Annotated in this window: 19 protein-coding genes; 6 read left to right on the top strand and 13 right to left on the bottom strand. The window is 57.2% G+C overall.

From position 1 onward, the window contains the following. Nucleotides 1–50: 50 nt before the first annotated feature. Together P4G45_RS06920 and P4G45_RS06915 are read right to left on the bottom strand one after the other, a co-directional pair. Nucleotides 51–1,403, bottom strand: a complete 1,353-nt coding sequence (locus P4G45_RS06920; protein ID WP_348268942.1) for an ATP-binding protein — start codon at nucleotides 1,401–1,403, stop codon at nucleotides 51–53. 14 nt (nucleotides 1,404–1,417) lie between these two features. Next, a complete protein-coding gene (locus tag P4G45_RS06915) occupies nucleotides 1,418–2,122 on the bottom strand; it encodes a response regulator transcription factor (RefSeq protein WP_348268941.1) in 705 nt (234 codons plus the stop codon). Nucleotides 2,123–2,282: 160 nt separating this feature from the next. On the opposite strand from P4G45_RS06915, the gene P4G45_RS06910 reads away from it, so the two are divergent. Continuing rightward, the gene (locus P4G45_RS06910) at nucleotides 2,283–2,657 is read left to right on the top strand and encodes a response regulator (protein WP_348268940.1); all 375 of its coding nucleotides are present in this window, start codon (nucleotides 2,283–2,285) and stop codon (nucleotides 2,655–2,657) included. A 12-nt stretch (nucleotides 2,658–2,669) separates the two neighbouring features. Beyond that, nucleotides 2,670–4,463 carry an ATP-binding protein gene (locus P4G45_RS06905; protein ID WP_348268939.1) on the top strand — a complete coding sequence of 598 codons (1,794 nt, stop codon included), beginning with the start codon at nucleotides 2,670–2,672 and terminating at the stop codon, nucleotides 4,461–4,463. Between the two features lie 458 nt (nucleotides 4,464–4,921). On the opposite strand, the gene P4G45_RS06900 is transcribed toward P4G45_RS06905, so the two are convergent. Continuing rightward, nucleotides 4,922–5,950 carry a GntG family PLP-dependent aldolase gene (locus tag P4G45_RS06900; RefSeq protein WP_348268938.1) on the bottom strand — a complete coding sequence of 343 codons (1,029 nt, stop codon included), beginning with the start codon at nucleotides 5,948–5,950 and terminating at the stop codon, nucleotides 4,922–4,924. Nucleotides 5,951–5,971: 21 nt separating this feature from the next. After that, on the bottom strand, nucleotides 5,972–7,198 hold the full coding sequence (hemW, locus tag P4G45_RS06895; protein WP_348268937.1) for a radical SAM family heme chaperone HemW: 1,227 nt from the start codon (nucleotides 7,196–7,198) through the stop codon (nucleotides 5,972–5,974). A gap of 82 nt (nucleotides 7,199–7,280) precedes the next feature. Here hemW and P4G45_RS06890 point away from each other — a divergent pair, with 82 nt between their 5' ends. From P4G45_RS06890 to P4G45_RS06875, 4 genes are read left to right on the top strand one after another with little or no spacing between them, the layout of a single operon-like run. Next, nucleotides 7,281–8,075, top strand: a complete 795-nt coding sequence (locus tag P4G45_RS06890; protein ID WP_348268936.1) for a DUF1223 domain-containing protein — start codon at nucleotides 7,281–7,283, stop codon at nucleotides 8,073–8,075. 51 nt (nucleotides 8,076–8,126) lie between these two features. Beyond that, complete coding sequence (locus tag P4G45_RS06885; protein WP_348268935.1) at nucleotides 8,127–10,172, top strand: ABC transporter ATP-binding protein; 2,046 nt, start codon at nucleotides 8,127–8,129, stop codon at nucleotides 10,170–10,172. Between the two features lie 21 nt (nucleotides 10,173–10,193). Continuing rightward, nucleotides 10,194–11,441 carry a lipid-A-disaccharide synthase gene (gene lpxB / locus P4G45_RS06880; protein WP_348268934.1) on the top strand — a complete coding sequence of 416 codons (1,248 nt, stop codon included), beginning with the start codon at nucleotides 10,194–10,196 and terminating at the stop codon, nucleotides 11,439–11,441. A 45-nt stretch (nucleotides 11,442–11,486) separates the two neighbouring features. Then, nucleotides 11,487–13,472, top strand: coding sequence for a M1 family aminopeptidase (locus P4G45_RS06875; protein ID WP_348268933.1), 1,986 nt, complete (start codon nucleotides 11,487–11,489; stop codon nucleotides 13,470–13,472). Between the two features lie 9 nt (nucleotides 13,473–13,481). Here P4G45_RS06875 and P4G45_RS06870 read toward each other — a convergent pair whose 3' ends face one another. The 9 genes from P4G45_RS06870 to P4G45_RS06830 all read right to left on the bottom strand — a co-directional run bounded on the left by P4G45_RS06870 (nucleotide 13,482) and on the right by P4G45_RS06830 (nucleotide 24,656). Next, complete coding sequence (locus tag P4G45_RS06870) at nucleotides 13,482–14,720, bottom strand: ABC transporter permease (protein ID WP_348268932.1); 1,239 nt, start codon at nucleotides 14,718–14,720, stop codon at nucleotides 13,482–13,484. Between the two features lie 20 nt (nucleotides 14,721–14,740). Continuing rightward, the gene (locus P4G45_RS06865) at nucleotides 14,741–15,997 is read right to left on the bottom strand and encodes an ABC transporter permease (protein WP_348268931.1); all 1,257 of its coding nucleotides are present in this window, start codon (nucleotides 15,995–15,997) and stop codon (nucleotides 14,741–14,743) included. Between the two features lie 85 nt (nucleotides 15,998–16,082). Next, entirely contained in the window at nucleotides 16,083–16,667 is a 585-nt protein-coding gene (locus tag P4G45_RS06860; protein WP_348268930.1) for a 3-hydroxyacyl-CoA dehydrogenase NAD-binding domain-containing protein, read from the bottom strand. Beyond that, the gene (locus P4G45_RS06855; RefSeq protein WP_348268929.1) at nucleotides 16,667–16,852 is read right to left on the bottom strand and encodes a hypothetical protein; all 186 of its coding nucleotides are present in this window, start codon (nucleotides 16,850–16,852) and stop codon (nucleotides 16,667–16,669) included. The genes P4G45_RS06860 and P4G45_RS06855 overlap by 1 nt, the downstream gene beginning before the upstream one ends. 63 nt (nucleotides 16,853–16,915) lie before the next feature. Beyond that, nucleotides 16,916–18,469, bottom strand: a complete 1,554-nt coding sequence (gene malQ / locus P4G45_RS06850; protein ID WP_348268928.1) for a 4-alpha-glucanotransferase — start codon at nucleotides 18,467–18,469, stop codon at nucleotides 16,916–16,918. A gap of 169 nt (nucleotides 18,470–18,638) precedes the next feature. Then, entirely contained in the window at nucleotides 18,639–19,925 is a 1,287-nt protein-coding gene (locus P4G45_RS06845; RefSeq protein WP_348268927.1) for a glycosyl hydrolase family 8, read from the bottom strand. A gap of 183 nt (nucleotides 19,926–20,108) precedes the next feature. Continuing rightward, the gene (gene manD, locus P4G45_RS06840) at nucleotides 20,109–21,317 is read right to left on the bottom strand and encodes a D-mannonate dehydratase ManD (protein WP_348268926.1); all 1,209 of its coding nucleotides are present in this window, start codon (nucleotides 21,315–21,317) and stop codon (nucleotides 20,109–20,111) included. Then, nucleotides 21,314–23,887 carry an alpha-glucuronidase family glycosyl hydrolase gene (locus P4G45_RS06835; protein WP_348268925.1) on the bottom strand — a complete coding sequence of 858 codons (2,574 nt, stop codon included), beginning with the start codon at nucleotides 23,885–23,887 and terminating at the stop codon, nucleotides 21,314–21,316. Before P4G45_RS06835 ends, manD begins: the two co-directional genes overlap by 4 nt. Nucleotides 23,888–23,891: 4 nt before the next feature. After that, nucleotides 23,892–24,656, bottom strand: coding sequence for an SDR family oxidoreductase (locus P4G45_RS06830; protein WP_348268924.1), 765 nt, complete (start codon nucleotides 24,654–24,656; stop codon nucleotides 23,892–23,894). Nucleotides 24,657–24,744: the final 88 nt, after the last annotated feature.

Here is a 24,744-nt window from a genome sequence, read left to right as displayed (position 1 = left end):
TGCTGGTGAAAAGATTAGGCTTCTTTTTCACACCAAGGCTTCATGCCAGATTATTTCGGCAACGTAAATATAAAAGTACTCCCATGATTCAATGTACTTTCCGCACGAATGGTTCCCCCGTGGGCCTGCACGATTCTGTGGGCAATCGCCAGCCCCAGACCCGTGCCTCCAGACTCCCTCGAACGGGCTTTATCCACGCGATAGAAGCGCTCGAAGATCCGGCTGAGATGCTCAGAAGCAATTCCCTGTCCAAAGTCGCGCACGCGAAACTCCACCGAATCGACTGGCTCTGACACCTCGCGCGCACTGACAATCACGCGGCCCTTCGATCCACTGCGTGTCTGACCATATTTGATGCCATTCTCGATAAGGTTGCTGAGCACCTGCACGATCGCATCTGTGTCGGCAAGCACACTAACAGTAGTCGCTTCGCCAATTTCGAGCACAGCCTCGGCGTCTTGAACCAGGCCGCTCATAGCCTGCACGGCATCGCGAATCAGAATATCCGCCTGCACCAGCACCGGATGAAGCTCCTGCTCTGACGATTCCACCCGCGCCATCACCAGCAGGTCCTCCGTTAAACGGTTCATACGGTTCGCATTTTTGAGGATCGTGGTCAGAAATTCCCGCGCCTGGGTACTCAGACTCGCCTCATGGTCAAGCAGCGTCTCGACGTATCCAGTGATCGAGGTAAGCGGCGTGCGCAGCTCATGCGAAACATTTGCAACAAAGTCCCGTTGAATACGCTCGACCTGTTCAACACGAGTGATGTCGTGCAGAACAGCCACCGCGCCGCCGCCCGGCATAGGTGACGCGGCAATTTCGAAGATACGGCCCGGCACAACCGACGTCGATCGCCGTTCACACACACTGCGGTCTTCGAGCGCAGTGCGAACGCATTGCAGAACATCCGGATCGCGGATCGTCTGCACCAGGGCATGTCCTACGCGAACCACGCCGCTGGCGAAGGATCCAGGAATTAGCTTCTGCATGCACTGATTGGTCCATTGGATTCGCCCTGCCTGATCCACGGCGACTACAGCGTCCTGCATACTGTCGATCATCGCCTCCAGCTTGTGGCGCCCCTCCGCGGCCTCCGCAAGCCGCCGATGCAGCTCATCCGAGGCGAGAGAGATCGCGCGACCAATCTCATCAAAGTCGGCATACTGATTCCCAACCGCTCCAACGGGCGACTCCACGATAGCAGCGGTGGAATTACGCAGCACCGAAACGTCACGTCCCACCGATCGAGTCATCAGCAACGCACTCAGAGCCGCCCAACCAAGCAGAAAGACAGCAGCGATGATCCAGCCACGCGGAGCAAGCCAGACACACACTGGTACAACGATGACCAGGGCGATCATCATGCGAACCAGAAACGAAAGAAAGAGACTGCGCCTCACAAATGCACCTGCGTTCAAGCCTGCGGAGTTTTGGGAATTTCAAAGCGATAGCCCGCGCCACGCATTGTCTTCAAATAGCGCGGATTCTCGGCATCGGCTTCGATCTTTTCGCGGATGCGCCGGACATAAACATCTACTGAACGCGGTGTAACAAAACGAGCATCACCCCACACGGCATCCAGCAAATGGTCGCGGCTGAACACCCGGCCAGGATGACGCGCTAGATAATCCAGCAGGCGGAATTCTGTCGCCGTCGTCGTCACCAACTCGCCGCTGACACGCAGTTGCATCGCGCCCGCATCGATCTCTATATTTTCAAACTTAAGCACCGGTGACGAAGTCGGCCGCTCGAACCGGCGCAGCACTGCCTTCACCCGCGCCACCAGTTCGCGTGTCGCGAATGGTTTGGTAATGTAGTCGTCCGCGCCCATCTCCAGGCCCTGAACACGATCGTTCTCAGCCGCTCGCGCAGTCAGAAAAATAATAGGAATGACGCTGAGTGTGGGGTTCTGCCGCAGCCTCCGGCACAGGTCCAGCCCGTCGCCGCCGGGCACCATAATATCCAGCAGAAAGAGCGCGGGCGGCTGCCGGTCCGCATCGGGAACAATTTGCCCAATCGTCGAATAAGCGCGGACGGTGTACCCGACACTTTCCAGGTGATACTGGACCAGGCGCGAGATGTCGGCATCGTCTTCCAATACAAAGATCGTCTGACTCAATTTGTAACCTCGGTGTTACCGTCAGGTTAACCTACTGTGACCAGAAAGATTGCTAACGTATGATGAATCCTTAGCGTCAGTTCTTTAGCAGGTGTCACTTTTATACGCCCAGGCGTTATCCTGAATAGTAGTTACAGTAATTAGCTGGAACCGAGTTCCTATGGCACAAGAACCACATCTCGTCCTTTGTGTCGATGACGAACTGATCGGCCTCAAGGTCCGCAAGATATTACTCGAGCGAGCCGGATACCGTGTCCTCACCGCACCCGACGGCTCCGCTGGCCTCGAACTCTTTTCAAATCAGCCCGTGGAGGCGGTCGTGCTGGATTATTCCATGCCCGGAATGAATGGCGGCGAGGTTGCTTCAAGGATGCGGAAGGCTAAACCTCATATCCCCATCCTTCTCCTCTCCGCCTATATCGGACTGCCACCCGAGGTGCTTTCGACGGTCGACATGTATATGACCAAGGGCGAGGGTCCACCAGTTCTTCTTCAGAAGCTGAGCAGTCTCCTACAACCGTTGAGTAACGCTTAGAACGAGAGGGTTGTGAATCTAAATCAATTCAATCGAATCCTGCGGCAGGTATTTTTGTTGCCTGTGATCGCTCTTTTGCTGGGCGCGGTAGCGTTATCTCTGCAGATCCAGGGCGCAAATTCGACCGTTCAATTGATTCAGGAATCGGATGCCCACATCGCGCAGATCAGCCGGATCGAAACCCTCATCCTGAATGAAGAGTCCGCGCTTCGCGGCTACGAAAACACCTCCGACGCCAGGTTTCTTCAACCCTATCTCGATGCGTCGCCCCGTTTACACGCAGAGTTCGACCGGATGAAGACACTCCCTGGACTGGATGATACCGAGAGGCGTTACATTAACGATCTGACCGACCAGCATCAACTCTGGCTCGATGCATTCGCCCTTCCAGTCATTGCCACGATTCAGGCCGGCGGACAGACCCGCGATGTGGACCTGAACCTGCGCGGAAAGTCGATGATGGACAGTATCCGGCAGGACATCGCCAATACGACCCACAACGCCGAACAGCGCCGCGCAGCACGGATCCAGCGCTGGCATCTCCAGGTCCGTCACATGGAATGGCTGCTGCTTGTGCTCGCTCTCTGCGTCGGCATCTCTATCGGCCTGTTCACCCGCAATCGGCTGCACTCCGTCTCCAGCGCCTACAAAACCTCGCTCGATGTTCTCAGCCGCCGCGCCGAAGAGATCTTCCAATCCGAACAGCAATTACGAACCACCCTTGCCTCCATCGGCGACGGTGTCATCACCTGCGACATCGGCGGCAAAGTACAGATGATGAACCCCGTGGCCGTCCACCTCACCGGCTGGTCACAGGCCGAAGCGCTTGGCCAGCCTCTCGAAAGGGTCTTCCATATTGTTAACGAATCGACCCGTCGGCCTGTAGAAAACTCAGTCGTCAAGGTCAAGCGAATGAACCGCATCGTCGGCCTCGGCAACCACACCATTCTTATTCGTAAGGACAAAACCGAACTCCATATCTCAGACAGCGGCGCACCCATTCGCGACCGCACCGACGGCATCGCCGGTGTCGTCCTGGTCTTCCGCGACATCACGCTCGAACGCAAGACCCAGGACGCGCTGATTGCCAATGAAAAACTGGCGGTCGCTGGTCGCCTCGCCGCCACTATCGCGCACGAGATTCACAATCCGCTCGATTCGGTATCCAATCTGCTCTATCTCATGCGCAACGGAGCCACCGAAGAAGAGTCAGTGCAGTTTATGGATATGGCCGAGCAGGAATTGGCCCGTGTCACCCAGATCAGCCGTGCCATGCTCGGCCTCTACCGCGAATCCAAGGCTCCCGTCTTGGTCGACCTGAAGGAGATGCTTCAAGAGATACTTCTCCTCATGGAGCGGCGGTTCGCCGACGAGCGTGTGACCCTCCACGCAGATCTGCCTTCCGGCGTTGCGGTCGACGCCTTCCCGGCCGAGTTGCGGCAGGTCTTCAGCAACCTGATTACGAATGCCACTGAAGCCGCAGGACCCGGCGGCGAGGTACGCGTCAGCCTTACGCCACAGCCAGCCTCTTCCGGCAACGGCCACAATCGACAGGCAGGCGCCATGGTAACGGTTGCGGACAACGGCATGGGCATTCCTGCAGAGGTTCGACCCCATCTGTTCCAGCCATTCTTCACCACCAAAGGCGAGCGCGGCACCGGACTCGGCCTATGGGTCAGCCGCGGCATCGTCACCAAGCACGGCGGCACCATCGAACTAGCCAGCGATACCAGCGAAGCCAGGCACGGCACAGCCGTAAGCGTCTTTCTCGCCACCAAGCCCACCATCAACGCCGGCGGCGACTAAGGCGCCCTGCTGATTGGTGTAGAGTTTTGTTTTCCTTTTTGTTGTCATTCCGCAGCGAAGCGGAGGAATCTGCGCTTTTGCCGCCACAATGGAGAGACCCCTGTATTTCTCTCAAAGCGCCGGGTCAATGCGACCAAATAAACAGCTTATTTCCAATGACTTATGACCACACTCTGCCAAAATACCAGTAAAAAAGCTGTCAAGCCCCAAAATCCCTCAAGTCACACAAAACAAGCGAAATAGACATTGCAAATTAGTTCCAGTCAATCCTCGATAATAGATTCAGGGAGAAAAACATCACCGCGCGCCAACCGAACCCAGCTACATAAATTATTTGTAATCAAGAGTTTATAAGTAACTCTATTAGAATCAAGACTTTGGATTTTAAGTCCTTACAAATCAAGACTTTACTAACTAAGTACCAGGGGGGGGACTTCAGAAGTCCCCTAACCGAGAGCCTAAGAAGCCCGCAATAACTCGACCACAGTTTCAGCAGCTCTTCTACAAGCCTCACGGTTCACGTCATAGTGAGTCACAAACCGAATGGAGTGCGGCCCAATAGCGCTGGCCAATACACCCTTCGTCTTCAAACCGGCACAGAATGCCGCAGCATCGCCCTCGCCCCGAAGATTGAATATGACGATATTGGTCTCGACGGCGTCCAGATCGATCTCCGCATTGGGTTCAGCCGCAACCGCCTCTGCCAGCAAGCGGGCATTGGCATGGTCGTCGGTCAGCCGCGCAGGCATCTCATGCAGCGCAATCATTCCGGCGGCAGCCAGCACCCCGACCTGCCTCATCCCGCCGCCAAGCGCCTTGCGGAAGATACGAGCCCGCTCCATCGCCTCCCTGCTCCCAACCAGCATGGAGCCCGCTGGAGCACCGAGGCCCTTCGACAGGCAAAACATGACGGTGTCGCAACCCTTGGTCAGCTCCGCCACGCTGACGCCGAGCGCTGCGGCAGCATTAAAGACACGCGCGCCATCAAGATGAACCGGCAGACCGGCAGCATGAGCGCCCTCGCAGATCTCCCGCATGACCGCCAGCGGAGTGACGGTGCCTCCAGCCATATTGTGCGTATTTTCGATACAAACCAGGCCGGTCCGAGCGCGGTAATAGAGCTTCGGCCCGATCGCCTGCTGGATACGCTCCCATGTAAGAATGCCCCGCTGCCCAGCAACGGTGCGCAACTGGCAACCCGAGAACGCCGCGGCCATCGCCATCTCCCAGTCCATCACATGCGCCCGCGACTCGCAGATGACTTCCTGCCCATGCTGGGTATGAAGACGAATGGCAATCTGGTTTCCCATAGTGCCGGTCGGCACAAAGATTGCCGCTTCCCTGCCGAACAACTCAGCGGCATCGCGTTCCAGCCGATTGACGGTAGGATCCTCGCCGTATACATCATCGCCCACTTCGGCGGCAAACATCGCCTCGCGCATCGCGGGCGTGGGCCTGGTAACAGTGTCACTTCGCAGATCAATCATGTTCCTCGCTTCGGTCTTAAATCATGCAGCAGGAATAAGAAGGCGGCTGAAGACCTCATTCGAAACCATTCGCCCCTGCGCCGTCAGACGTGCCCGATCACTCTCCAGTTCCAGCAAACCGGCTTCCCGCACTTCCAGAAGCGCCGGCATCGAATCCTGAACCATCGTCTCGCCAAACTGCCATCGCAGCGCTTGAAGGTTGACACCTTCGTTCAGCCGCAACCCAAGAAAGAGTGACTCTTCGAAGGCGCGCTCAAGGTCTATCACATCGAACTCCGGATCAACAACATTCTGCCCAACCTGAGGGAAAGCAGATGCCGCCTTACCAAGATAAGTATCCATATCGCTTGTATTCGCAAACCGCACCGCACCCGCATCGGTCGCCAGCATCGAATGAGCATCCAGGCCAAAGCCTATATAAGGCTGACGCTGCCAATACTTGAGGTTATGCCGCGACGCATGACCCGACCGACCAAAGTTCGAGATCTCGTACTGCCTCAGTCCCGCCGCGTCGAACTGTTCACATGCCATCTGATACCACTCGGCACTCTCATCCTCGGACGGAACAGCCGACGCATGATACCGCGTTCCCTTGGCGAGCATTTCCTCGCCGAGACGCGAATCCTCATCGACCTCCATCATATAAACGCTGATATGAGGCACATCACTATTAACAACCTGCCCAAGAGAATACTGCCAACTCTCCCGTGTCTGGTACGGAAGGCCGGCGATCAAATCAACGTTGATGTCCTCAACTCCAGCCGCGCGAATCCGCGCAATCTCCGCCTCGCACTCCAACCGCGTATGGAGACGCCCCACAGCCGAAGTCTCCTTATCGACAAAGGACTGCACTCCAAAGCTGACGCGGTTCATGCCCTGCCTTAGCAACTCGTCCAGCGTCTCCTGCTCAAGCTGGCCGGGCGCGCACTCAAGGGTGATTTCAGCATCTGGCAACAACTCGAACTCGCCCCGCAAACGCTGAAAGATCTGGCGGAATTGCAACCCACTAAGTAAACTGGGGGTTCCGCCCCCAAAATAAAGCGAATCCCCACACTCTGGCAGTCTCGCACCCAAACGCTCGGCCGCAACTCGCGCAGCTACGATTTCGTCGCAGATGCGATTGACATAAGGCTGCATCCGGTCGGCACCAAACACTCCTGAGGCAAAGTTACAAAACGTACACTTCGCCTTGCAGAACGGAATCGAAATGTAAATCCCCGCAGGAGTTGTCATATGATTGGAACGCATTTCACATGTAATTGTTTCATGGATATGGTTTTTGACTGTCGTACCCGGCATGGACGCGCCCGGTAGCAGGAAAGGATTCACCATGTTGCAAACCAGGTGGTTCCACGCTCTTACCGCAGCTGCAACCCTCACAGTTTTCCTTTTGCCGGCTCATCGTTCAGCTACGGCACAGGCAAATCGACCGCCAAGCCGCACTCCGGTTCTGGTCGAACTGTTTACGGCGGAAGGCTGCTCCAGTTGCCCGCCTGCAGACGACTTGCTGGCACAGCTTGAGAGTCAGCAGCCCGTCGCCGGTGTCGACATTATTGTGCTGGGCGAGCACGTAGATTATTGGGACAAACTGGGCTGGCGCGACCGCTTCTCGTCACCCCAATACACGGAACGTCAACATGATTATGGTTTTCGCTTCAAGCTCGATGACATTTACACGCCGCAGATGGTCGTCGACGGCACACAGCAGTTTGTCGGCAACGATGCGCCCCACGCTCTCCGCGCTATCGCTCACGCGGGCCAGACATCTAAGATTGCCCTTGTGCTTGCAAAACCAGTAGTGGATGGGCATAAAGTCAAGATCATCGTCTCCACCCCAATCCCAAGCCCATCATCCAAAGCAGACCTCTATGCCGCGGTCGTAGATGTTTCGGATACAACGAGCGTCGGCGGCGGGGAGAACCGCGGACGCGAACTGCACCACGTTGCTGTCGTCAGATCCTTGCAACGGATTGGCAAACTCGAAAATCTCAATTCCAAGCCAATCGAAGCCACTTTGACCGCTCCCCCCGACGCAAACCCCAAAAACGTGTCCGTGGTTGTCTTTGCCCAGTCCTCCGGACCGGGTCAGGTAATAGGCGTAACCTACGCCTCCGCGGAACAATAGTGTTTCTCTGGAATCCTCTTTAGCCTTCAGCCATCTAAAATAGACACTTAGATGGCTGACGAGCAGAAATCCAAAAAGACGGACAAGGAAGCCGCAAAGAAGGCAGCCCACGACGACGATATCGTCGGCAAAGCCTACGACAGCCGCCTCATGCGCCGTCTACTGACCTATCTGCGCCCATATAAGCTGCAGACGGCCCTCTCCGCCGTCGCCATCATCTTTAAAGCCGGAACTGACGTGGTCGGACCCTACCTCGTCAAAGTGGCCGTCGACACCTACATGACTCACACGCCGCCGGAGAAGCTTTCCTGGCTGGCCCACCACCTCAGTCCGCAGCCCATGAAAGGCATCACCCAACTGGGGCTGCTTTACCTGAGCGCACTGCTGATTACCTACGTCCTCGAATTTGTCCAGACCTACCTGATGCAGTGGACTGGCCAAAAGATCATGTTCGATCTGCGCAGCCAGATCTTCCGCCATCTCCAGCGCATGCATCCCGGCTTCTTCGACCACAACCCCGTCGGCAAACTGGTCACCCGCGTGACCTCCGATGTAGACGCCCTGAACGAGATGTTTACCTCGGGCGTCCTTGCGATCTTCGAAGACGTATTCGTCCTCGCCTTCATCATCATCATCATGCTGCGCATGAGCTGGCCGCTGGCGCTGCTGACGCTCGCCGTCTTACCGGCGATTCTCTACATCACCGGGATCTTCCGCAAACATGTACGCGAGAGCTATCGCCGTATTCGCTCAGCAATAGCTCGAATCAACAGTTACATGCAGGAACATGTCAGCGGCATGTCCATCGTGCAACTCTTCAACCGCCAGCAGCACGCCTTCGATGAGTTCGCCTCGGTTAATCGTCTGCACATGGATGCCTTCAAAGACGCCATCTTCGCCTACGCGCTTTACTATCCAGCGGTCGAATTGCTGAGTTCCATCGCCATTGCGCTGGTCATCTGGCGCGGCGGCATCAGTGCGCTCTTCACCGGCGCTCCTCTCGCTGCGGGACTGCCATTCTACGAATACCTTCTGCATCCCATGCGCGCACCGGGAGCCACAGTCACGCTCGGCATCCTTATCGCGTTCATCCAATATGCCCAGAGGTTCTTCCGCCCCATTCAGGACCTCAGCGAGAAGTACAACATTCTGCAAGCCGCGATGGCCGCCAGCGAGCGCGTCTTCAAATTGCTGGATTCGGAACCGGAGATCCTATCTCCCCCCGACCCTTCTCCGGGTGACGGCTCTGGCCGCGTCGAGTTTCGAAACGTCTGGTTTACCTATCAGGCCCTTGATGAGCAGCAGCGCGCCCGCGTAGCTTCGGCAACCGACGAGGAGCTGCGTGGCTATGCCGATATCGAATGGATACTCTGCGGCGTCAGCTTCGTCGTCGAGCCCAACGAGACCGCCGCCATCGTCGGACACACCGGAGCGGGCAAGACGACCATCATCAATCTGATGATGCGCTTCTACGACATTCAACGCGGCAGCATTCTCGTCGATGGCGTCGACGTTCGCCTGCAGGACATGCACGCTCTGCGCCGGCGCTTCGCTGTCGTACTGCAAGACCCCTTCCTCTTTACCGGCACTATCGCAGACAACATCCGCCTTGGATCAAAGTGGATTACGGATGAGCGCCTCCAGCGTGCGGCGGACGACGTCAATGTCGGGGATTTCATCCGCTCGCTACCGTTGCAATTCGCCGAGCCTGTGCAAGAGCGGGGAGCCACCCTGTCCACCGGCCAAAAGCAGCTCATCAGCTTCGCCCGCGCCCTGGCTCACGACCCCGGAATCCTTATTCTCGACGAGGCCACCTCCTCTGTTGATACCGATACGGAGCTTCGCGTGCGCAATGCGCTCTCCCGCATGGTCACAGGCCGCACGTCCGTTCTCATCGCGCACCGGTTGTCCACCATCCAGCGGGCCGATACTATTCTTGTCATGCACAAAGGGCAGTTACGTGAACGCGGCACCCACCAGGAACTGCTCACCCATCGTGGCCTATATTGGAAGCTCTACCAGCTTCAATATAGAGATCAGGAGATACCGGCGGAGAATGTTCTGCCGTCCCAACTCTCCGGCGCTGTTTTACCCTGATCACACCGGCAGAAGATTAACGTGGCAGAGACCAACCCATTTCCGCACATCTTTCTCTCCGCCGGCGAGGCAAGCGGAGACTATTACGGCGCCCAGCTCATCTCTGAACTGCGCAGCCGCATGCCGCAGCTCACCTGTTTCGGCCTCGGCGGCACTGAGATGGCGGACGCAGGCATGGACCGCATCGTCCGCGCTGAAGACGTGGCCCACATGGGCATCACCGAAGTGGTCCGCCACATGCCCTATATCTACGGCGAGTACCGCCGCCTGGTTGCCTCCATCAAGAAGCACCGACCCGACGTCGCAGTCCTCATCGACTTTCCTGACGTCAACTTTCGTCTCGCGCGGGAGTTTCGCAAACTGAACATCCCGGTCATCTACTTCGTCAGCCCTCAACTCTGGGCCTGGAAGCGCAAACGACTCCGCTGGGTGCAGCAGCGGGTCAGCCGCATGCTGGTCATCTTCCCCTTCGAAGAGCGCTTTTATCGTGCTCGCGGAGTTGAAGCCGCGTTCGTCGGCCATCCGCTGGCACAGTTGCCGCAGCCTTCAAGCACTCGCTCGGAATACGCCGAAAAGCACAAGCTCGATCCCGAAAAAACCTGGATCGCACTGTTGCCCGGCAGCCGCCGCAAAGAGGTGCAACTTAATCTGCCGGAGATGCTGCGGGCAGCCGCAGTCCTGAACACGAAGGGCAGGTACGAATTCGTGATTCCAGTCGCCTCCACAGTAAGTACCGCCTACATCCGCAACTTCCTGCAAGATCCGACATTCCCGGCACCAAAGGCAAAGGTTACCCTGGTCGACGACGCCCGGGAGGCACTCCATCACGCTCGCGCCAGCATCGTAGCCAGCGGCACCGCAACGGTACAGGCCACGGTCGTGGGAAATCCTTTCATCGTTGTCTACCGCGTCTCCCCTTTAACCTTTGCGCTCGCTAAACGCCTTATCCGATATCCCGTTGAAATCCCGGCTAAGGTTGATAAGGACGGCAATCTCCCGATAGCCATGGTCAATCTCATTGCAGGGCGGCGCATTGTGCCCGAGTTGCTGCAGGCCCACTTTACCGCCGAAAATATCGTGGCGAAGCTCAGCCCACTGATAGCTGACGGGCCGCAGCGCGAAGCCATGAGGGCGGACCTCGCCGAAACGAACCTTAAACTGCTTCCCGCCTCCGGATCAAGCCCCATCATTCAGGTATGTGACGCGGTCGAAGCACTCCTGGAGCAGAACCAGACCACAAGAGGCCGAACTTCAACGGCAAGCGTCTAACAGCACGAAGGCTGTACCATTTCTTTTTGAGGATCTTCGCCCGATATGCACCTACCCTCCCGGTATCTCCGAGTCCTGGTCACGGCCCTGTTCCCCATATGTATCCTTGGCGCTCCGCTGTGGGCAGCGCCGGTGCGGCCTCAATTGCGCGTCACGGGCTATGTCATCACCGCCGATCTGGATCCCGCCGTGCACCACCTCACGGCAACCGCCGCCGTCACCTTCACGGCGCTCGAAGATCTCACCTCTCCCATATTCGAGTTGAATAATGGCCTCCAGATCACCAAAGTCACGGACGCCAGCGGCAAACCGCTCGAATCGGAGCGCCTCACCAACAACAGCACCGTCCGATTCACCTTGGCCAATCCCATTCCAAAGGGGACCAGCACCACCTACAACTTTGAATACTCCGGCACACTCACAGGAGCGGATACCAGCCCGGTAAGCGGAATCAAACTCGCCTCCGTCGACGACCCCATTAGCATCCTCCTCTATCCGGGTGCATGGTTCCCCATGACCGGTCTCTACACCGATCGCTTCACGGCCCAGATGCATATCAGCGTCCCCTCTGACGAGCGGGTAGTGGGCAGCGGTGTCGCCGGGCAGAAGACCCTCTCCGGCAACCGTACCGAATACGACTTTAACTGGACCAAGCCCGGCTTTCCCGGAACCATCATCGCTGGCAAGTTCCTCGATCCGATCAGCATCCCGGGCGTCAACAACATCCACGTCTACGTTACAGACAAGCGAAAACCCTTCGCTACCGACTTCGCCCAGACCGCCGACAAGCAGTTTGAGTTCATGACCAGCGCCTTCGGCCAGCCTGAATCCCCTATCCTCAACCTCGTGGAACTGCCCGACGATGCCGTCTCCGCCGCATGGGCGCCGGAGATTGCGGCTATCGGTGGTGGTCGCATTGCCGCGCGCAACGCCCAGCGATTGCTCTCGAATACCATCGCCCATCAATGGTGGGGCAGTGAGGTCTCGCCCGCGACCTTGAACGACGCCTGGATCACCAACGGCATGTCGCGCTATGCCGAGCTGATGTACCTCGAAGATTCGGCGGGCAAAACAGCTTTCCAATCGGCCATCACCGACGTCTCCGCCGGGGCTCTGGCCTACGATACAGTTCCCCTCACCTCTCTCGGACGTCTGGACCCATTCTCCCCGCAGTTTCAGTCCATGACGCTGGAAAAAGGCGCGATGGTCTTCCACATGCTCCGCTGGGAGATGGGCAACGACACCTTCAATCAATTTCTACGCGGCTTGCTCTCGCAATATACAGACAAGCCCATCCGCAGCTCCGACGTTCAGACCGTCGCCGAAGCCCAGTCGCATTTGCAGCTGACACCCTTCTTCTCGCAGTGGATCGACGGCACCGGCGCACCTTCCTTCGGAGACAAATACACCGTCTTCCGTCTTGGAAACAACAAGGGGTTCCGCACTGTCGGGGCCATTACGCAGGATCTTGACCTCTTCCGCATGCCAGTCGAGCTGCGCATCGAGACCGATGGAAAGACCGAAACCCAACGCATCGTTGTAAGCGGCAACGAGTCGCAATACTCAATTGAGACCTTTGGCCGCCCCCGGCGCATCAGCATCGACCCGGAAAACTGGCTGCTGAAGAGCACCCCCGATCTCGCTGTTCGCGTAGCCGTCCTGCGCGGGCAGGAACAGGTTGCCCAAGGCGATCTGACCGCAGCGCTGGTCGAATACCAGAAGGCACTCGACGCCAACAAGAACAGCTCCCTCGCGTCCTACCGCATCGGCGAGGTCTTCTTCATGCAGCGCAACTATCAGTCGGCGGCAAACTCATTCCGCGATGCGCTGCGCGGAGATGGCGATCCCAAATGGGTCGACGTCTGGAGCCACATCGAACTGGGCCGCATCTTCGATCTCACGGGTCAACGCGACCGTGCCGTCAACGAATATCGCCTCGCCGTACAGACCAACGACAACACCCAGGGCGCCGTCAATGAAGCCCGCGCCCTGATGCAGAAGCCCTACCAACGCGCAAGCACCAACGATTAGGCCTACCTTCTATTCATATCGCAGCGCTTCAATCGGATCGAGGTTCGCGGCCTGAATCGCGGGGATCATACCGCTCACCGTGCCCACCACAATGAGAACAACGGTCGCCAGAATGACAATATGCGGCGAGATGATCAGATAGATGTCTGCTGCGCTCGCGTTGGCAGCAATCGCACTATAGAACGTGATGCCGCCTACCGCCGTGCTGACTCCATAAGCCAGGGCAATCCCCGCTACACCGCCAACCCCGGTGATGACCATGGCTTCGGCGAGGAACTGAAGCAGAATATGACGCTTCCGCGCACCCAGCGCCTTCTCCACGCCGATCTCTCGCGTTCGCTGTTGCACGCTGACCAGCATGATGTTCATCAGCCCGATGCCGGCGATACCCAGCGTCAGGGTCCCAATAAAGAGCAGCAGCACTTGCAGACCCAGCGATATGATGCGGAACTGCGCGAGCTGCTCCATGATATTAGCCACATAGATGGCGTTTCGGTCCGACGGCCTGAAGGCGTGCGATGCAGCGAGCGTGTTCCGCAACGCATGTTCCACGGCCTTGGGATCGCCACGATAGTTGAACCAGATGCCGTCGAGATACTTGGTGTCCTTGATGTCCCCCATAGTTGAAAACGGGATATAGACGAGGCGATTGATATTGTCATCGCCCTCCTGCATCTTGGCCTTCAGTACCCCAATCACCTCAAAGCTGATGCCGTTCAACCGCACCGTCTGCCCCAAGGGGAACATTCCGGAGTAAAGCTTAGTCTTCGCCTGCGATCCAATGACGGCAACATGGTTCCGCTGTTGCACGTCCGCCGCCGTTATAAAACGACCTTCACTTAAATTCATCTTCTGGATGTCCTGCAATGCTGGGGTAACGCCATCGACCTCCCACGTGTAGGTATGGAGGTCATTCTGCACCGGTACCTGTTTCCACATCACCGGCGACACATGCTGGACACCCGGGACCGTCTCCTGAATGCGCTCCACGTCATCCTGCTGCAGACGCACCGTCACGCCTGCCTTGGTCCCCCCCACCTGTTCGCTGGTAGTGCCGGGAAACACGCCGATCATGTTGGTGCCAAACTGAGCGAAGATCGTCTCGAACGCCCTGCCGAAACCGGCACCATAGGCCAGCAGAAGGACGACCGTGGCGATGCCCCACGCCATGCCAACGATCGTGATGGCGGTCCGTCTTCCATTGTGCCGCATCGCTTCCATTGCCTGACCGAAGATATCTCGCAGCATCGTCTTACTCCCCTGCCCCTTTAATCTTTGCGCAGCGCCTCGACCGGCTGCATCCTGGCCGCGCGGCTCGCCGGATAAATGCCGGCCACAATACCGCAAAGCACCAGAGTCCCCATCGCCATTGCAGCCGACCACGGCACCAGCCGCGGCGGATCGAATCCCATCTGGTTGTCTCCCATCGCATGCCCCAGCACCAGCATCAGGCAGCCTGCACCCGCAATTCCAATCAGGCCGCTGATTCCGGTGAGCATCAGGCCCTCCAGAAAGAACTGCATCAGAACGCTGCGATTGGTCGCGCCCAGCGCCTTGCGCAGACCAATCTCCTGTGTACGTTCCGTCACGGTTACCAGCATGATGTTGACGATACCCACCGCACCCAGCGCCAGCGTAACGATGCCGACGCCGCCGAGAAAAACATCCATCGCGGTGAAGATTAGGCCAACAGTCTTGTTCGCCTTGATCGTGTCCCACTCCTCAAACGCGTCCGTCAGTCCGGGATCGAATCCATGCCTCTCGGCGATAATGCGGTGCACGTCCGCCTTTGCCGCCTCATTCATGTCCTCGGTTGTCGGCTGATATTGGATTGAGGTGACCGCATCTGCCGGGATATTGTCGCCGAGGATCGGAAAGAGTTGCAGCATCGTCGAGAGCGGAATATAAATCTTCTGGTTGTCGCTATCGTTATTGCCCCGCCCGATCTTCGGCGCAACCCCTATGACCTGAAAGCGATATCCATTCAGCGTAATAAAAGACCCAATGGAAGGCCTTCCCGGAAACAACAGCTTGTTATTCTTCTCCCCCAGGAAGACAACCTGCCTGCGCTGTGCGACGTCATCGGCGTTCAGAAAACGTCCCTTGGAGACGGGAAGATGACGTATCTCGGGGTAATTCCTCTCTACACCCAACACGGGGCCGCCTGCGCTCGAAAACTCGCTGACCTCCTTCAGATCGCCGCGATCGACAAACGCAGTTGCGTTGCGGACATGGGACGCCTCGGCACGGATAGCGTCGGCATCACTGAGCGTCAGTTTGTAGGGCCGCATCCCAGTATGCTGATTCGGCAGCGCAGGCACCGTCCCGCTGAAAAGCATGATGACGTCGGACCCCAGTTCCGACAACCCCCGGCGCTGTCCGGAACGAAATCCCTCACCCAGCCCAATCAACAGAAGAAGCGAAGCCACTCCCCACGCGATGCCGAACATCGTGAGGAACGATCGGAGCTTGTTTGCTCCAATCGATTGGAAGACCTGAGCGAAGATGTCGAGAAACGCGCGCATGACGAGGTGGACCTATTCTCCACCTTCAGCTACGTAAATTCCACTGAAACAGTTCCCACTTCGCGGTTATTCGCTGCTAATTAAATTAGAGCGCCGAATGGGCCAAGTTCTTCAGCAGTATAGGCATATCCGGGTCTGGCTCACTTTGCACCTCGATGCGCAGTGAGCGCAAAAAGTCGACGGTGGCTACCAGCAGCCGTTCATCGGCAGAGGGCGAATACAACAGCCGGACCGCTGAACTTGCCGCCAGACGATCTCCCCGCACTGCAAAACACCGCTCAGGACGATAGACGCAGGATGCCAGATCGGTAATGCTCAAGGCATTACTCGGCGTACACAGGATCGTCTTCGGCGGAGCCATGCGGTCGATCATGCTAAAGATCTCCAGCTTTGACTCCAGCTCATCGGGGACAAAATCGATGGCAATGTCCGCCTCCCGGACCGCATCTTCGACAGTCAAAGCGAGACCAAGGGTACCGGACGAATCGCGCAGATCCATCTCCGCAAAATCCGCCTCGGCGCGCCGCAGATTTGCCGGCATTACATCTTCCAGCACAACACGGTAGCCCACCGCAGCACACGCCAAAGCGAAACTTCGGCCCGCCGTCCCAGCTCCGATGATTGCGACAGTGCGAATCTCGAACGGCGACCCTGGTGCTACCGGTTGCATTACTTTTTGCTCGCGACGGCGTTGATGACCGACTCGTAACTCGGCTGGGACTGTTTAATGTGGTCAGAAACACGTTGACGCTCATCGTCGGTCAACGACGGCAGGACCGCAAGAATACGGCGCAGCGTCACCGAAATATCGTCAACATAATTCATCGTGCGGATGGCTTCGCCAGAAAGAGGCATGGATGCTCCTAAAATTTAATGTGCTCAACTTCAGTCTAAACGCTTGAGCCCAGGTCTGCCCGGCTAGTGTGACTCTTCTGTCGGGTGACCTGCCTCCACGCCTTCCTTCGGAGCTTCGTAGCCGTCGCGATCCGTCATCTCCATCAGCGCCGCCAGCTTGATTGCAAAGTCAGGATGCAGTGCGTTCGATTCATAGCGCCACGTCCAGTTCCCCGCCCCTGCCGCCGGCGTATTCATCCGGCACTCGCTGCCCAGGTGCAGAATGTCCTGCATCGGAAAGATGCACAGATTCGCCACGGATCTCGCCGCGGCACGAATCATCGCCCATACGATGTCACCTTCGTGCTCAATCGTTTGCAGATACGTCTGCACATTGGCCCGTTCCGTCTCGCCGGTACCGTCGCGCCACCAGCCCAGGGTCGTGTTATTGTCGTGGGTGCCGGTGTAGACCACGGTGTTCTTTACGAACCGGTGAGGAAGATAAAGGTGACTTCCCCTGTCCGAAAAGCCGAACTGTAGAATCCGCATCCCCGGCATGCCAAAATGCTCACGCAGCTCATCCACCTCGGGCGTGATCAGGCCAAGATCCTCTGCAATGAATGGAAGCTCCCCAAATACCTCTCTCAATCGATCGAAAAGCTCGTGCCCCGGCGCCTTCACCCACAGTCCATTGACCGCCGTCGGTTCCTCCGCCGGGATCGACCAGAACGCCTCGAAGCCGCGAAAGTGGTCGAGCCGTATCGAGTCATACAGCGTCAGCGAACGCCGAATCCGAGCCACCCACCAGTCGAACCCGCGCTCCTTCATCAGGCCCCATTTGTACAATGGATTGCCCCAGCGCTGGCCCGTACTTGAAAAGTAATCCGGCGGCACGCCCGACACCCGCGTTGGCTTCAGATCGTCGTCCAGCTCAAATATTTCGGGATGCGTCCACACATCGGCACTGTCGTAGTTCACAAAGATGGCGACATCGCCGAGAATCCGAATCTTGCGCTCCGTGCAGTATGTTCGCAGAGCACACCACTGCTCATTGAATAAAAATTGAATCGCCTGCTCTACCGCCAGTTCGCGGCCATGCGAGTTCAATACCGCCGTCAAGGCATCGTTCTTCCGCCGCGCATAGTCCTCAGGCCAATCTATCCAACTGACGTAGCCGTGCATTCTCCGCAGCACGTTGAACATCGCATAGTCGGAGAGCCAGGAGATATTGTCGTGACAGAATTTTTGAAACCGTGCTCTCAGATCGTTCGGCGCGTGGTCGAGAAAATTCGCAGCCGCTTCCTCGATCAGCGGGAGCTTCACCCGCATCGCTTCCACAAAATCCGCAGGCCCGTCGTGCCCGGGCAGTCCCTCGATCCGGTCCGCGCCAATCCAGCCTTCCCGCACCAGCCGTTCCAGGCTGATAAATAGAGGATTTCCGGCGAATGCCGACAGCGCCGAGTACGGCGATGAGCCATACCCCGTGGGGTTCAGCGGCAATACCTGCCACAGCCGTTGCTTCGCCGCCGCGAGAAAATCGACAAACGCATACGCAGCTGGCCCAAAATCTCCCACCCCACCGTACGAGGGCAACGACGTCACATGCAGCAAAACTCCCGACATCCGGTTTACGTTCATCGCTTCCCCACTCATCTTTGCCCCCGTACCACTGCTAACCTATGATGCGAAATTATCGCTACTCGAAAAATGACGAGGAGTCTGTCCCGCCACCGTAAATAGTAGAGGAACAGACCCCGTCGAGACAGTACCTGTCGCCTTCAAATCCCCCAAGAGCACCTGCGAGACGCTACTTCGGCCCCCATATACGGAAGTTCCCACTGCAATGAAGCATGCTCATCATATAAAGCATGCCATCGTAATAGCGTTGTTCTCCTGATGGAATAGGTGAATTCCACAACTCGTCGATGAAGGCTTTAGAAATCGGTCCTTTGGTAGCAGCGAGGCTTGCAGTCGCCGCTGTGGCAACCATCCCGGTGGAGTGTCGGTGCGAGAGCGGTTTGCCCTCCAGCGTGTACTGGTCGCTAAAAGTGCTGATGCCCTGACTGAATAGAAATTTTTGAATGCGGTCGCTCAGAACAGTCTCCTCCGCATCCTTGTGCCACCAGGAATAGTCAACCGACCAGTTGCTGGCCGTTCGCCAGGAGTCATAGGAGAAGTTAGCCGACATCGGGTTAAAGCCGGAGCCATGCGGTTTACCATCGAAGTCGGCATAGTCCGGCGCAAGGCCGGTAGTAGGATTTGTAGCCTTCTGAAAGAAACCGCGGCTGGCAGTTGCGGCCTCGGCCCAGAACGGGCGATCTTCAATCGGCCCCCACCGCGACCACAGTTCATAAAAGGCAGGCAAATGATACGAGGGGTCGGTGAAACCATTTCGATCCTGGCCAGGCACAAAAAGAATCATCTTGTATTGCTCATTGACCATCGGGCCAACCTTCTGCGGGCGGTTGCGCGGAGGCAAGCCGGGACGAGCGGCCGGGACGTAAGGCGGTTCGTTCGGCTTCAAACGAAATGGAGGGATGCCTGTCTTAACCGGGTGATGCCGCATGAGGCTAAGAATGCGGTCTGCCTGCGCCTTGTAGTTATAGATGCCGGTCCCGTTTCCCCAACGGTTCGCCGCGAAATAGAGGCTCATGACGAAATACTCTTCACCATCAGGAGCAGGCGAGTCGGAGCGCGGCGTCCCATCCGTATGCATCGACCACGAAAAGTAACCGACTGACGGATTGGCCGGATCTTTGATGAGCATGTAGGTGTTCGCCCAGTTCCAGATGGCATCGAACTCATGCTTTTTATTCATCTGAACGGCAATCATCATGCCGTAAGACATACCCTCTGTGCGAGCGTCTCGATTCGCGACGTCCGTAATATACGCAAGTGGCCCGTTCTCATTGCGACCTACCTCGTAGTAGAGAGCCTGCGTGTTCTTATCTCCATGAAAGAGTTGCTGGAAGGCGGCATCGATCTTGGCGCGGCTCTGCTTCTGACTGTGGCCCTGCTCGGCGAAAAGATCGCGATAGTGCCCCGTGCGGTAGGCCCCCGAGCCATCGCTGCCAGCAGCCGTCTGCGCGAACATGGGTGATACACCATCTCTCACAGCCTTACCTTGCGCGCGTGTAACTCCAGGCAAGGTGAAGATAACCGCAGCAGCTAAGGAGGAAGACAATATACAGACAGATCGCATAATGAACGGGGCTCCATTGGCGGGTGCCTTTAATCTGCTCACTCGCCGTATCGAATAATGCAGTGAACAGTAAAACTACCAGTCCGTAAGCGTGCCATCGAGCTTACGTGCAATGGGCAGATAAGCTCGTTGATACGGATACTTCGCGGCGAGGGTCTCATCGAGATCGACACCCAGTCCCGGCGCATCCCCCGGATACATATAACCGGCGTCAAACGTGTAGTGATGGGGAAACACTTCATCTGTCAGCACACTGTGATGCATGTGTTCCTGAATTCCAAAGTTATGGACGGCAAGTCCAAGATGCAGAGCGGCGGCCATCGTCACAGGAGAGAGATCGGTCGCTCCATGGAAGCCAGTTCGCACGTGGTAGAGCGCTGCAAACTCTGCGGTCTTCTTGACTTGAGTAATCCCCCCGCCGTGGACAATGGCCATGCGGATGTAATCGATCCACTGCCGACGGATGAGATCATGCGCATCCCATATCGAGTTGAAGACCTCGCCCACGGCAATCGGTGTGGTGGTGTGCTTGCGGATCAGCTCAAAGCCTTCCTGCAGCTCGGCAGTACACGGATCTTCCATCCAGAAGAGATGATAGGGCTCCAGCGCTTTGCCAAGACGCGCCGCCTCAATTGGAGTAAGCCGATGATGTACATCGTGAAGCAGATGAACATCCGGTCCAAGTTCTACGCGAAGCTTCTCGAAGAGCGATGGCGCACAGTTGAGGTACTTTTCGGTGGACCACAAACTCTCCGAAGGCAGGCCGCGCTCGGCGGGCTCATACGATTTGCCCCCCTTGGGCACACCATAGCTGCCCGCAACCCCGGGCACGCCAGACTGCGCACGCACTGCAAGGTAGCCTTCGTCCATATGTTTGCGAACGGAATCGAGCGCCTCCGGAATGTCGCGGCCATTCGCGTGCGTATAAACCAGCACGCCGTTCCGGCTCTTGCCGCCGAGCAGGTTATAGACAGGAGTGTTGAGCGCCTTGCCTTTGATATCCCAAAGAGCAACATCCACTGCGGCGATGGAAGCCATAGTGACGGGACCGCGTCGCCAGTATGCTCCACGGTACAGATACTGCCAGATGTCCTCTATCTGAAACGGGTCGCGGCCGATCAGGCACGGGAGGACATGTTCGGACAGATAGCTCGCAACCGCCAGTTCACGGCCATTGAGGGTCGCGTCTCCAAGTCCATAAATCCCCTCATCGGTTTCGATTTTGAGTGTGACGAAGTTGCGGTCAGGCGAGCAGACGATCAGGCGGGCGGCGGTGATTTTCATTGTTTTGTGATCTCGATGTAGTCAACAGGTGCGGGCTCGGCCCGATTTGGGATGCCTCGCAACGTAAGCGTATCTCCGGGCTCAAGCTTAACACCCGGTATAGTAAAGCGCGTGCTTGTGTGGCCATCGAGCGTTTTATCGGCGACAGCGGGAGGTAGCGTATTGTCCGCCGTCCAATGGGCGATGCCCTTGCCATTCAACAGGACTTCATACTGCGCGGCCCCCGGATGGATATCGAAGTACTGGACCGCAATTTGGTAGATTCCCGCGGGTTTATTCAGCTTTGCAGTAAGCGTGCAGGCGGTGGCCCGATTGCACGTCACGGCCTTGCCTCCGGAAGCAGTCTCCCAGGGTGTAACCTCGACCGGTGTATAACCATCGCTCTGCATCGCTTCGGCTTCAATCCGATCGGGATAGTGCCCCACCCGGCCGGCCGCATCAGCAATGCCCGACATCCGCAGAAACCACTCGCTCACCGCATCGCGCCAGACGATGGCGTGACCAGCCTGATACTCGAAGAGTGCAAGCGTTCGCTGATACCGCTCTTCATCGATAAGACCATGCAGTGTCTGCCAGCGAGGAGCATAGGTCGCAGCAGCGGCAGCGCCATCGTAGTGCGAGTCATAAACATGCTGAATGACAGTCTTGCCGCTATGCAGAACATAGTTGTACGGCACATGATGCATAAAGAGCAGAAGCTCATCCGGGCAGGTAGAAAGTGATTCGTAAATCTTCGCAAGCTCCGGCGGATATTGCCCGATATATCCCGTCCCTGTAGCGACGGTCCGGTCCATGCCAATACCCTGATGGTCGGCGCGAATCCACTGTCCCCATCCATTCCGTTCCGCCGATTCGATCCCTGGCCCATAGTGAATGCCTATGATATCGGTCAGCGTTCCCAGGCCAAGCGGTCCGGTGTACTCCTCATAGACATGCCATGAATTGCGCTGAAGATCGTCGATCGTAGAGACCACCTTCGGATTATTGCCAAAGGTAAGTCGAGTCCAACCATCGATGATCTGGTCCGTCGTGAGGTCTGGGTCCCACGCCAATTTGCCATAGCCATAAAGATTGGCCATGGCCATGGGATGATGCAGCCAGTTCTCATCCAATCCAACATTGACGACAGCAACAAAGCCTCCCAGCGGCCGATGAAAACTCTTTCCTTCGATAATCTCTTTGACCGGAGTGCTTCGATTCTGCGCTCGCATGTCCGTATCGAGCGCCGTCTTCCACATGGGCACAAGGAAGACCATGTGCCGCTGCTGCCCGGTATATTCCTGCGTCACCTGTAATTCAATCGCCTGATTGGTATGTTGCAGCGCCGCAAAAAGCGGAGAGACCGGCTCGCGCACTTGAAAATCGATCGGGCCATTTTTAATCTGGATGACTACGTTCGGCTCAAACTTGCCGTCGAGTGCGCGAAAGTTGTCATAGCCGGCACGCGCCCGATCAGCCTTCAGGTCGTGCCAGTCCAGATGCTGGTTGTAGACAAATCCACGATAAAGAACTACTCCGTGATGCGGCAGCAGCGCGTGGGCAAGAACATTAGCAGCCTGCGCAGGATTGCGGCGGTAATGCGATGGCCCAAGTCGTCCTTCGGAATCAGCCTTGACGACAAAGCCGCCGAAGTCCGGAATCAGTTTATAAATCTCATCCGTCTTCTGCTGCCACCAGGCAATAACCTGCGGATCAAGCGGATCAAAGGTCGAAAGGTGACCGACAGCTTGCGGGCTCGACAGGTCCACCGAGAGCGACATGCGAACGCCCCACGGACGCAGAGCATCGGCGATCCGAGCCAGTTCACGCAACATCTCCGGCTGCAACGTGCGCAAATCGGAGTTCACATTGTTTACTGTGCAGCCATTCAGGCCAACTGAGGCCAGCAGCCGGCCATACTCCGAAACGCGCGTGAGATCGCCGCGCACATGGCCGCCCTCAAAGAAGATGCTGCGCCCCGCATAGCCGCGTTCAATAGAGCCATCGAAGTTGTCCCATTGGTTGACCCATCGAATCGGTGCAGAGGGAGATTCCGCGTCAGGAGCGATCTCATGCAACTCCGCGACCTGCTCCAGCAGATGAAAGACCCCATAGAGTTCGCCCCTCTGGCTGCCGCCCGCAACAATCCAGAGACGATGTCCATGCTCATTTAATTTCGACACCGCAAAGCCTTCCTCGGCGAGGTCCGGCCCTCTCCATTGCGGCAATAGATGATGCAACTCCTGCGGAGTTCCCAGCACAAAAGCGTCGCCATCAGGCAGAGCAGAACTCACTCGAAATTCCCCGCCAAGCATGCTGCGCAAGCCCCGCGCCAGTTCGCCCGATGCGCTTTGTCCCACAGGAGACGTATCAGCCCGCACAATCTGGCGCGGCAGTGAGCGATATTGCTGAAGTGCGGATGGATCCGTAATCCGGCTATAGCGCAGCCAGCCCGCAGAACCAGTCTCCGCCTGCGCCGCCCAAACGGTCGAACCAAAAAGGACCGCAAGTGTAATAGAGCGCAGAAACCGGCGTAATCCGCACACGCCAGTTTTTCTATCCCGCTTTTCTTCAATCATCAACATGGCCATTGAGCTATCGATTCACTCCACTCGCAAGATAGCCGCCATCGACCGTTACAATCTGCCCGGTCATGTAGGAGCACTCATCCGATGCAAGAAACACCGCGGTCCCCGCAAGTTCGTCGACCACTCCAAAGCGATTCATCGGCGTCCGCAGTAGAAGCTCCTGTCCGCGCGGCGAATCCAGCAACGCGCGATTCAGATCGGTAGGAAAGATGCCCGGCGCAATCGCATTGACACACACGCCCTGCTCCGCCCATTCAACGGCGAGCGAACGCGTAAGCGCTCCAACCGCGGCTTTGCTGGCCCCGTAGGCAGCTACGTCGCGAAATGCAACAAAGGTAGAGAGCGATGCGATGTTAATGATGCGGCCCCATCCCTGTTCCAGCATCGACGCTCCAAAGATCTGGCATGCGCGCAGTGTGCCATTCAGATTGACGTTCATAATGCTTTGCCACAGCGCCTCCGGGCAATCGAGCGTGGGGACCCGCTTGGTGATGCCCGCCGAATTCACTAGAATATCGATCCGGCGAAAGCTGGACCTCACGACATAATGCAGTTCCTGTAATGATCTTCGATCCGTAACATCCGACGCCACCCTAAGTGTCTTGCACCCCGACGCTTCCAGGACATCGGCCATGACATCCACCGACTTCGCTGACCGGGAAGACGCGATAACATCCGCCCCGGCAGAGGCCAATCCCACCGCTATGGCCCTTCCGATACCCGAGGTTCCCCCAACGACCACCGCGCATTTTCCGGTGAGATCGAACGTCATTCCGTGCTCCCCTCAAAATCACAACGCCAACGACGCGAAGATCTGCTTCAAGCAAATCCAATTTATTCACGCACACCGATCATACGGA

It is taken from the genome of Edaphobacter paludis (assembly GCF_039993895.1).
Lineage (GTDB): Bacteria > Acidobacteriota > Terriglobia > Terriglobales > Acidobacteriaceae > Edaphobacter > Edaphobacter paludis.
Note: the sequence above shows the minus strand (reverse complement) of the source record. Positions and strands in the feature narration are given on the sequence as shown.

Bases quoted from the DNA above. Each gene is read 5' to 3' on its own strand.
- P4G45_RS06910 (WP_348268940.1), top strand. From the start codon at position 2,283: ATGGCACAAGAACCACATCTCGTCCTTTGTGTCGATGACGAACTGATC.
- P4G45_RS06900 (WP_348268938.1), bottom strand. From the start codon at position 5,950: ATGATTGATCTGCGAAGTGACACTGTTACCAGGCCCACGCCCGCGATG.
- hemW (WP_348268937.1), bottom strand. From the start codon at position 7,198: ATGCGTTCCAATCATATGACAACTCCTGCGGGGATTTACATTTCGATT.
- P4G45_RS06890 (WP_348268936.1), top strand. From the start codon at position 7,281: ATGTTGCAAACCAGGTGGTTCCACGCTCTTACCGCAGCTGCAACCCTC.
- P4G45_RS06885 (WP_348268935.1), top strand. From the start codon at position 8,127: ATGGCTGACGAGCAGAAATCCAAAAAGACGGACAAGGAAGCCGCAAAG.
- P4G45_RS06875 (WP_348268933.1), top strand. From the start codon at position 11,487: ATGCACCTACCCTCCCGGTATCTCCGAGTCCTGGTCACGGCCCTGTTC.
- P4G45_RS06870 (WP_348268932.1), bottom strand. From the start codon at position 14,720: ATGCTGCGAGATATCTTCGGTCAGGCAATGGAAGCGATGCGGCACAAT.
- P4G45_RS06865 (WP_348268931.1), bottom strand. From the start codon at position 15,997: ATGCGCGCGTTTCTCGACATCTTCGCTCAGGTCTTCCAATCGATTGGA.
- P4G45_RS06860 (WP_348268930.1), bottom strand. From the start codon at position 16,667: ATGCAACCGGTAGCACCAGGGTCGCCGTTCGAGATTCGCACTGTCGCA.
- P4G45_RS06855 (WP_348268929.1), bottom strand. From the start codon at position 16,852: ATGCCTCTTTCTGGCGAAGCCATCCGCACGATGAATTATGTTGACGAT.
- malQ (WP_348268928.1), bottom strand. From the start codon at position 18,469: ATGAACGTAAACCGGATGTCGGGAGTTTTGCTGCATGTGACGTCGTTG.
- P4G45_RS06845 (WP_348268927.1), bottom strand. From the start codon at position 19,925: ATGTTCGCGCAGACGGCTGCTGGCAGCGATGGCTCGGGGGCCTACCGC.
- manD (WP_348268926.1), bottom strand. From the start codon at position 21,317: ATGAAAATCACCGCCGCCCGCCTGATCGTCTGCTCGCCTGACCGCAAC.
- P4G45_RS06835 (WP_348268925.1), bottom strand. From the start codon at position 23,887: ATGGCCATGTTGATGATTGAAGAAAAGCGGGATAGAAAAACTGGCGTG.
- P4G45_RS06830 (WP_348268924.1), bottom strand. From the start codon at position 24,656: ATGACGTTCGATCTCACCGGAAAATGCGCGGTGGTCGTTGGGGGAACC.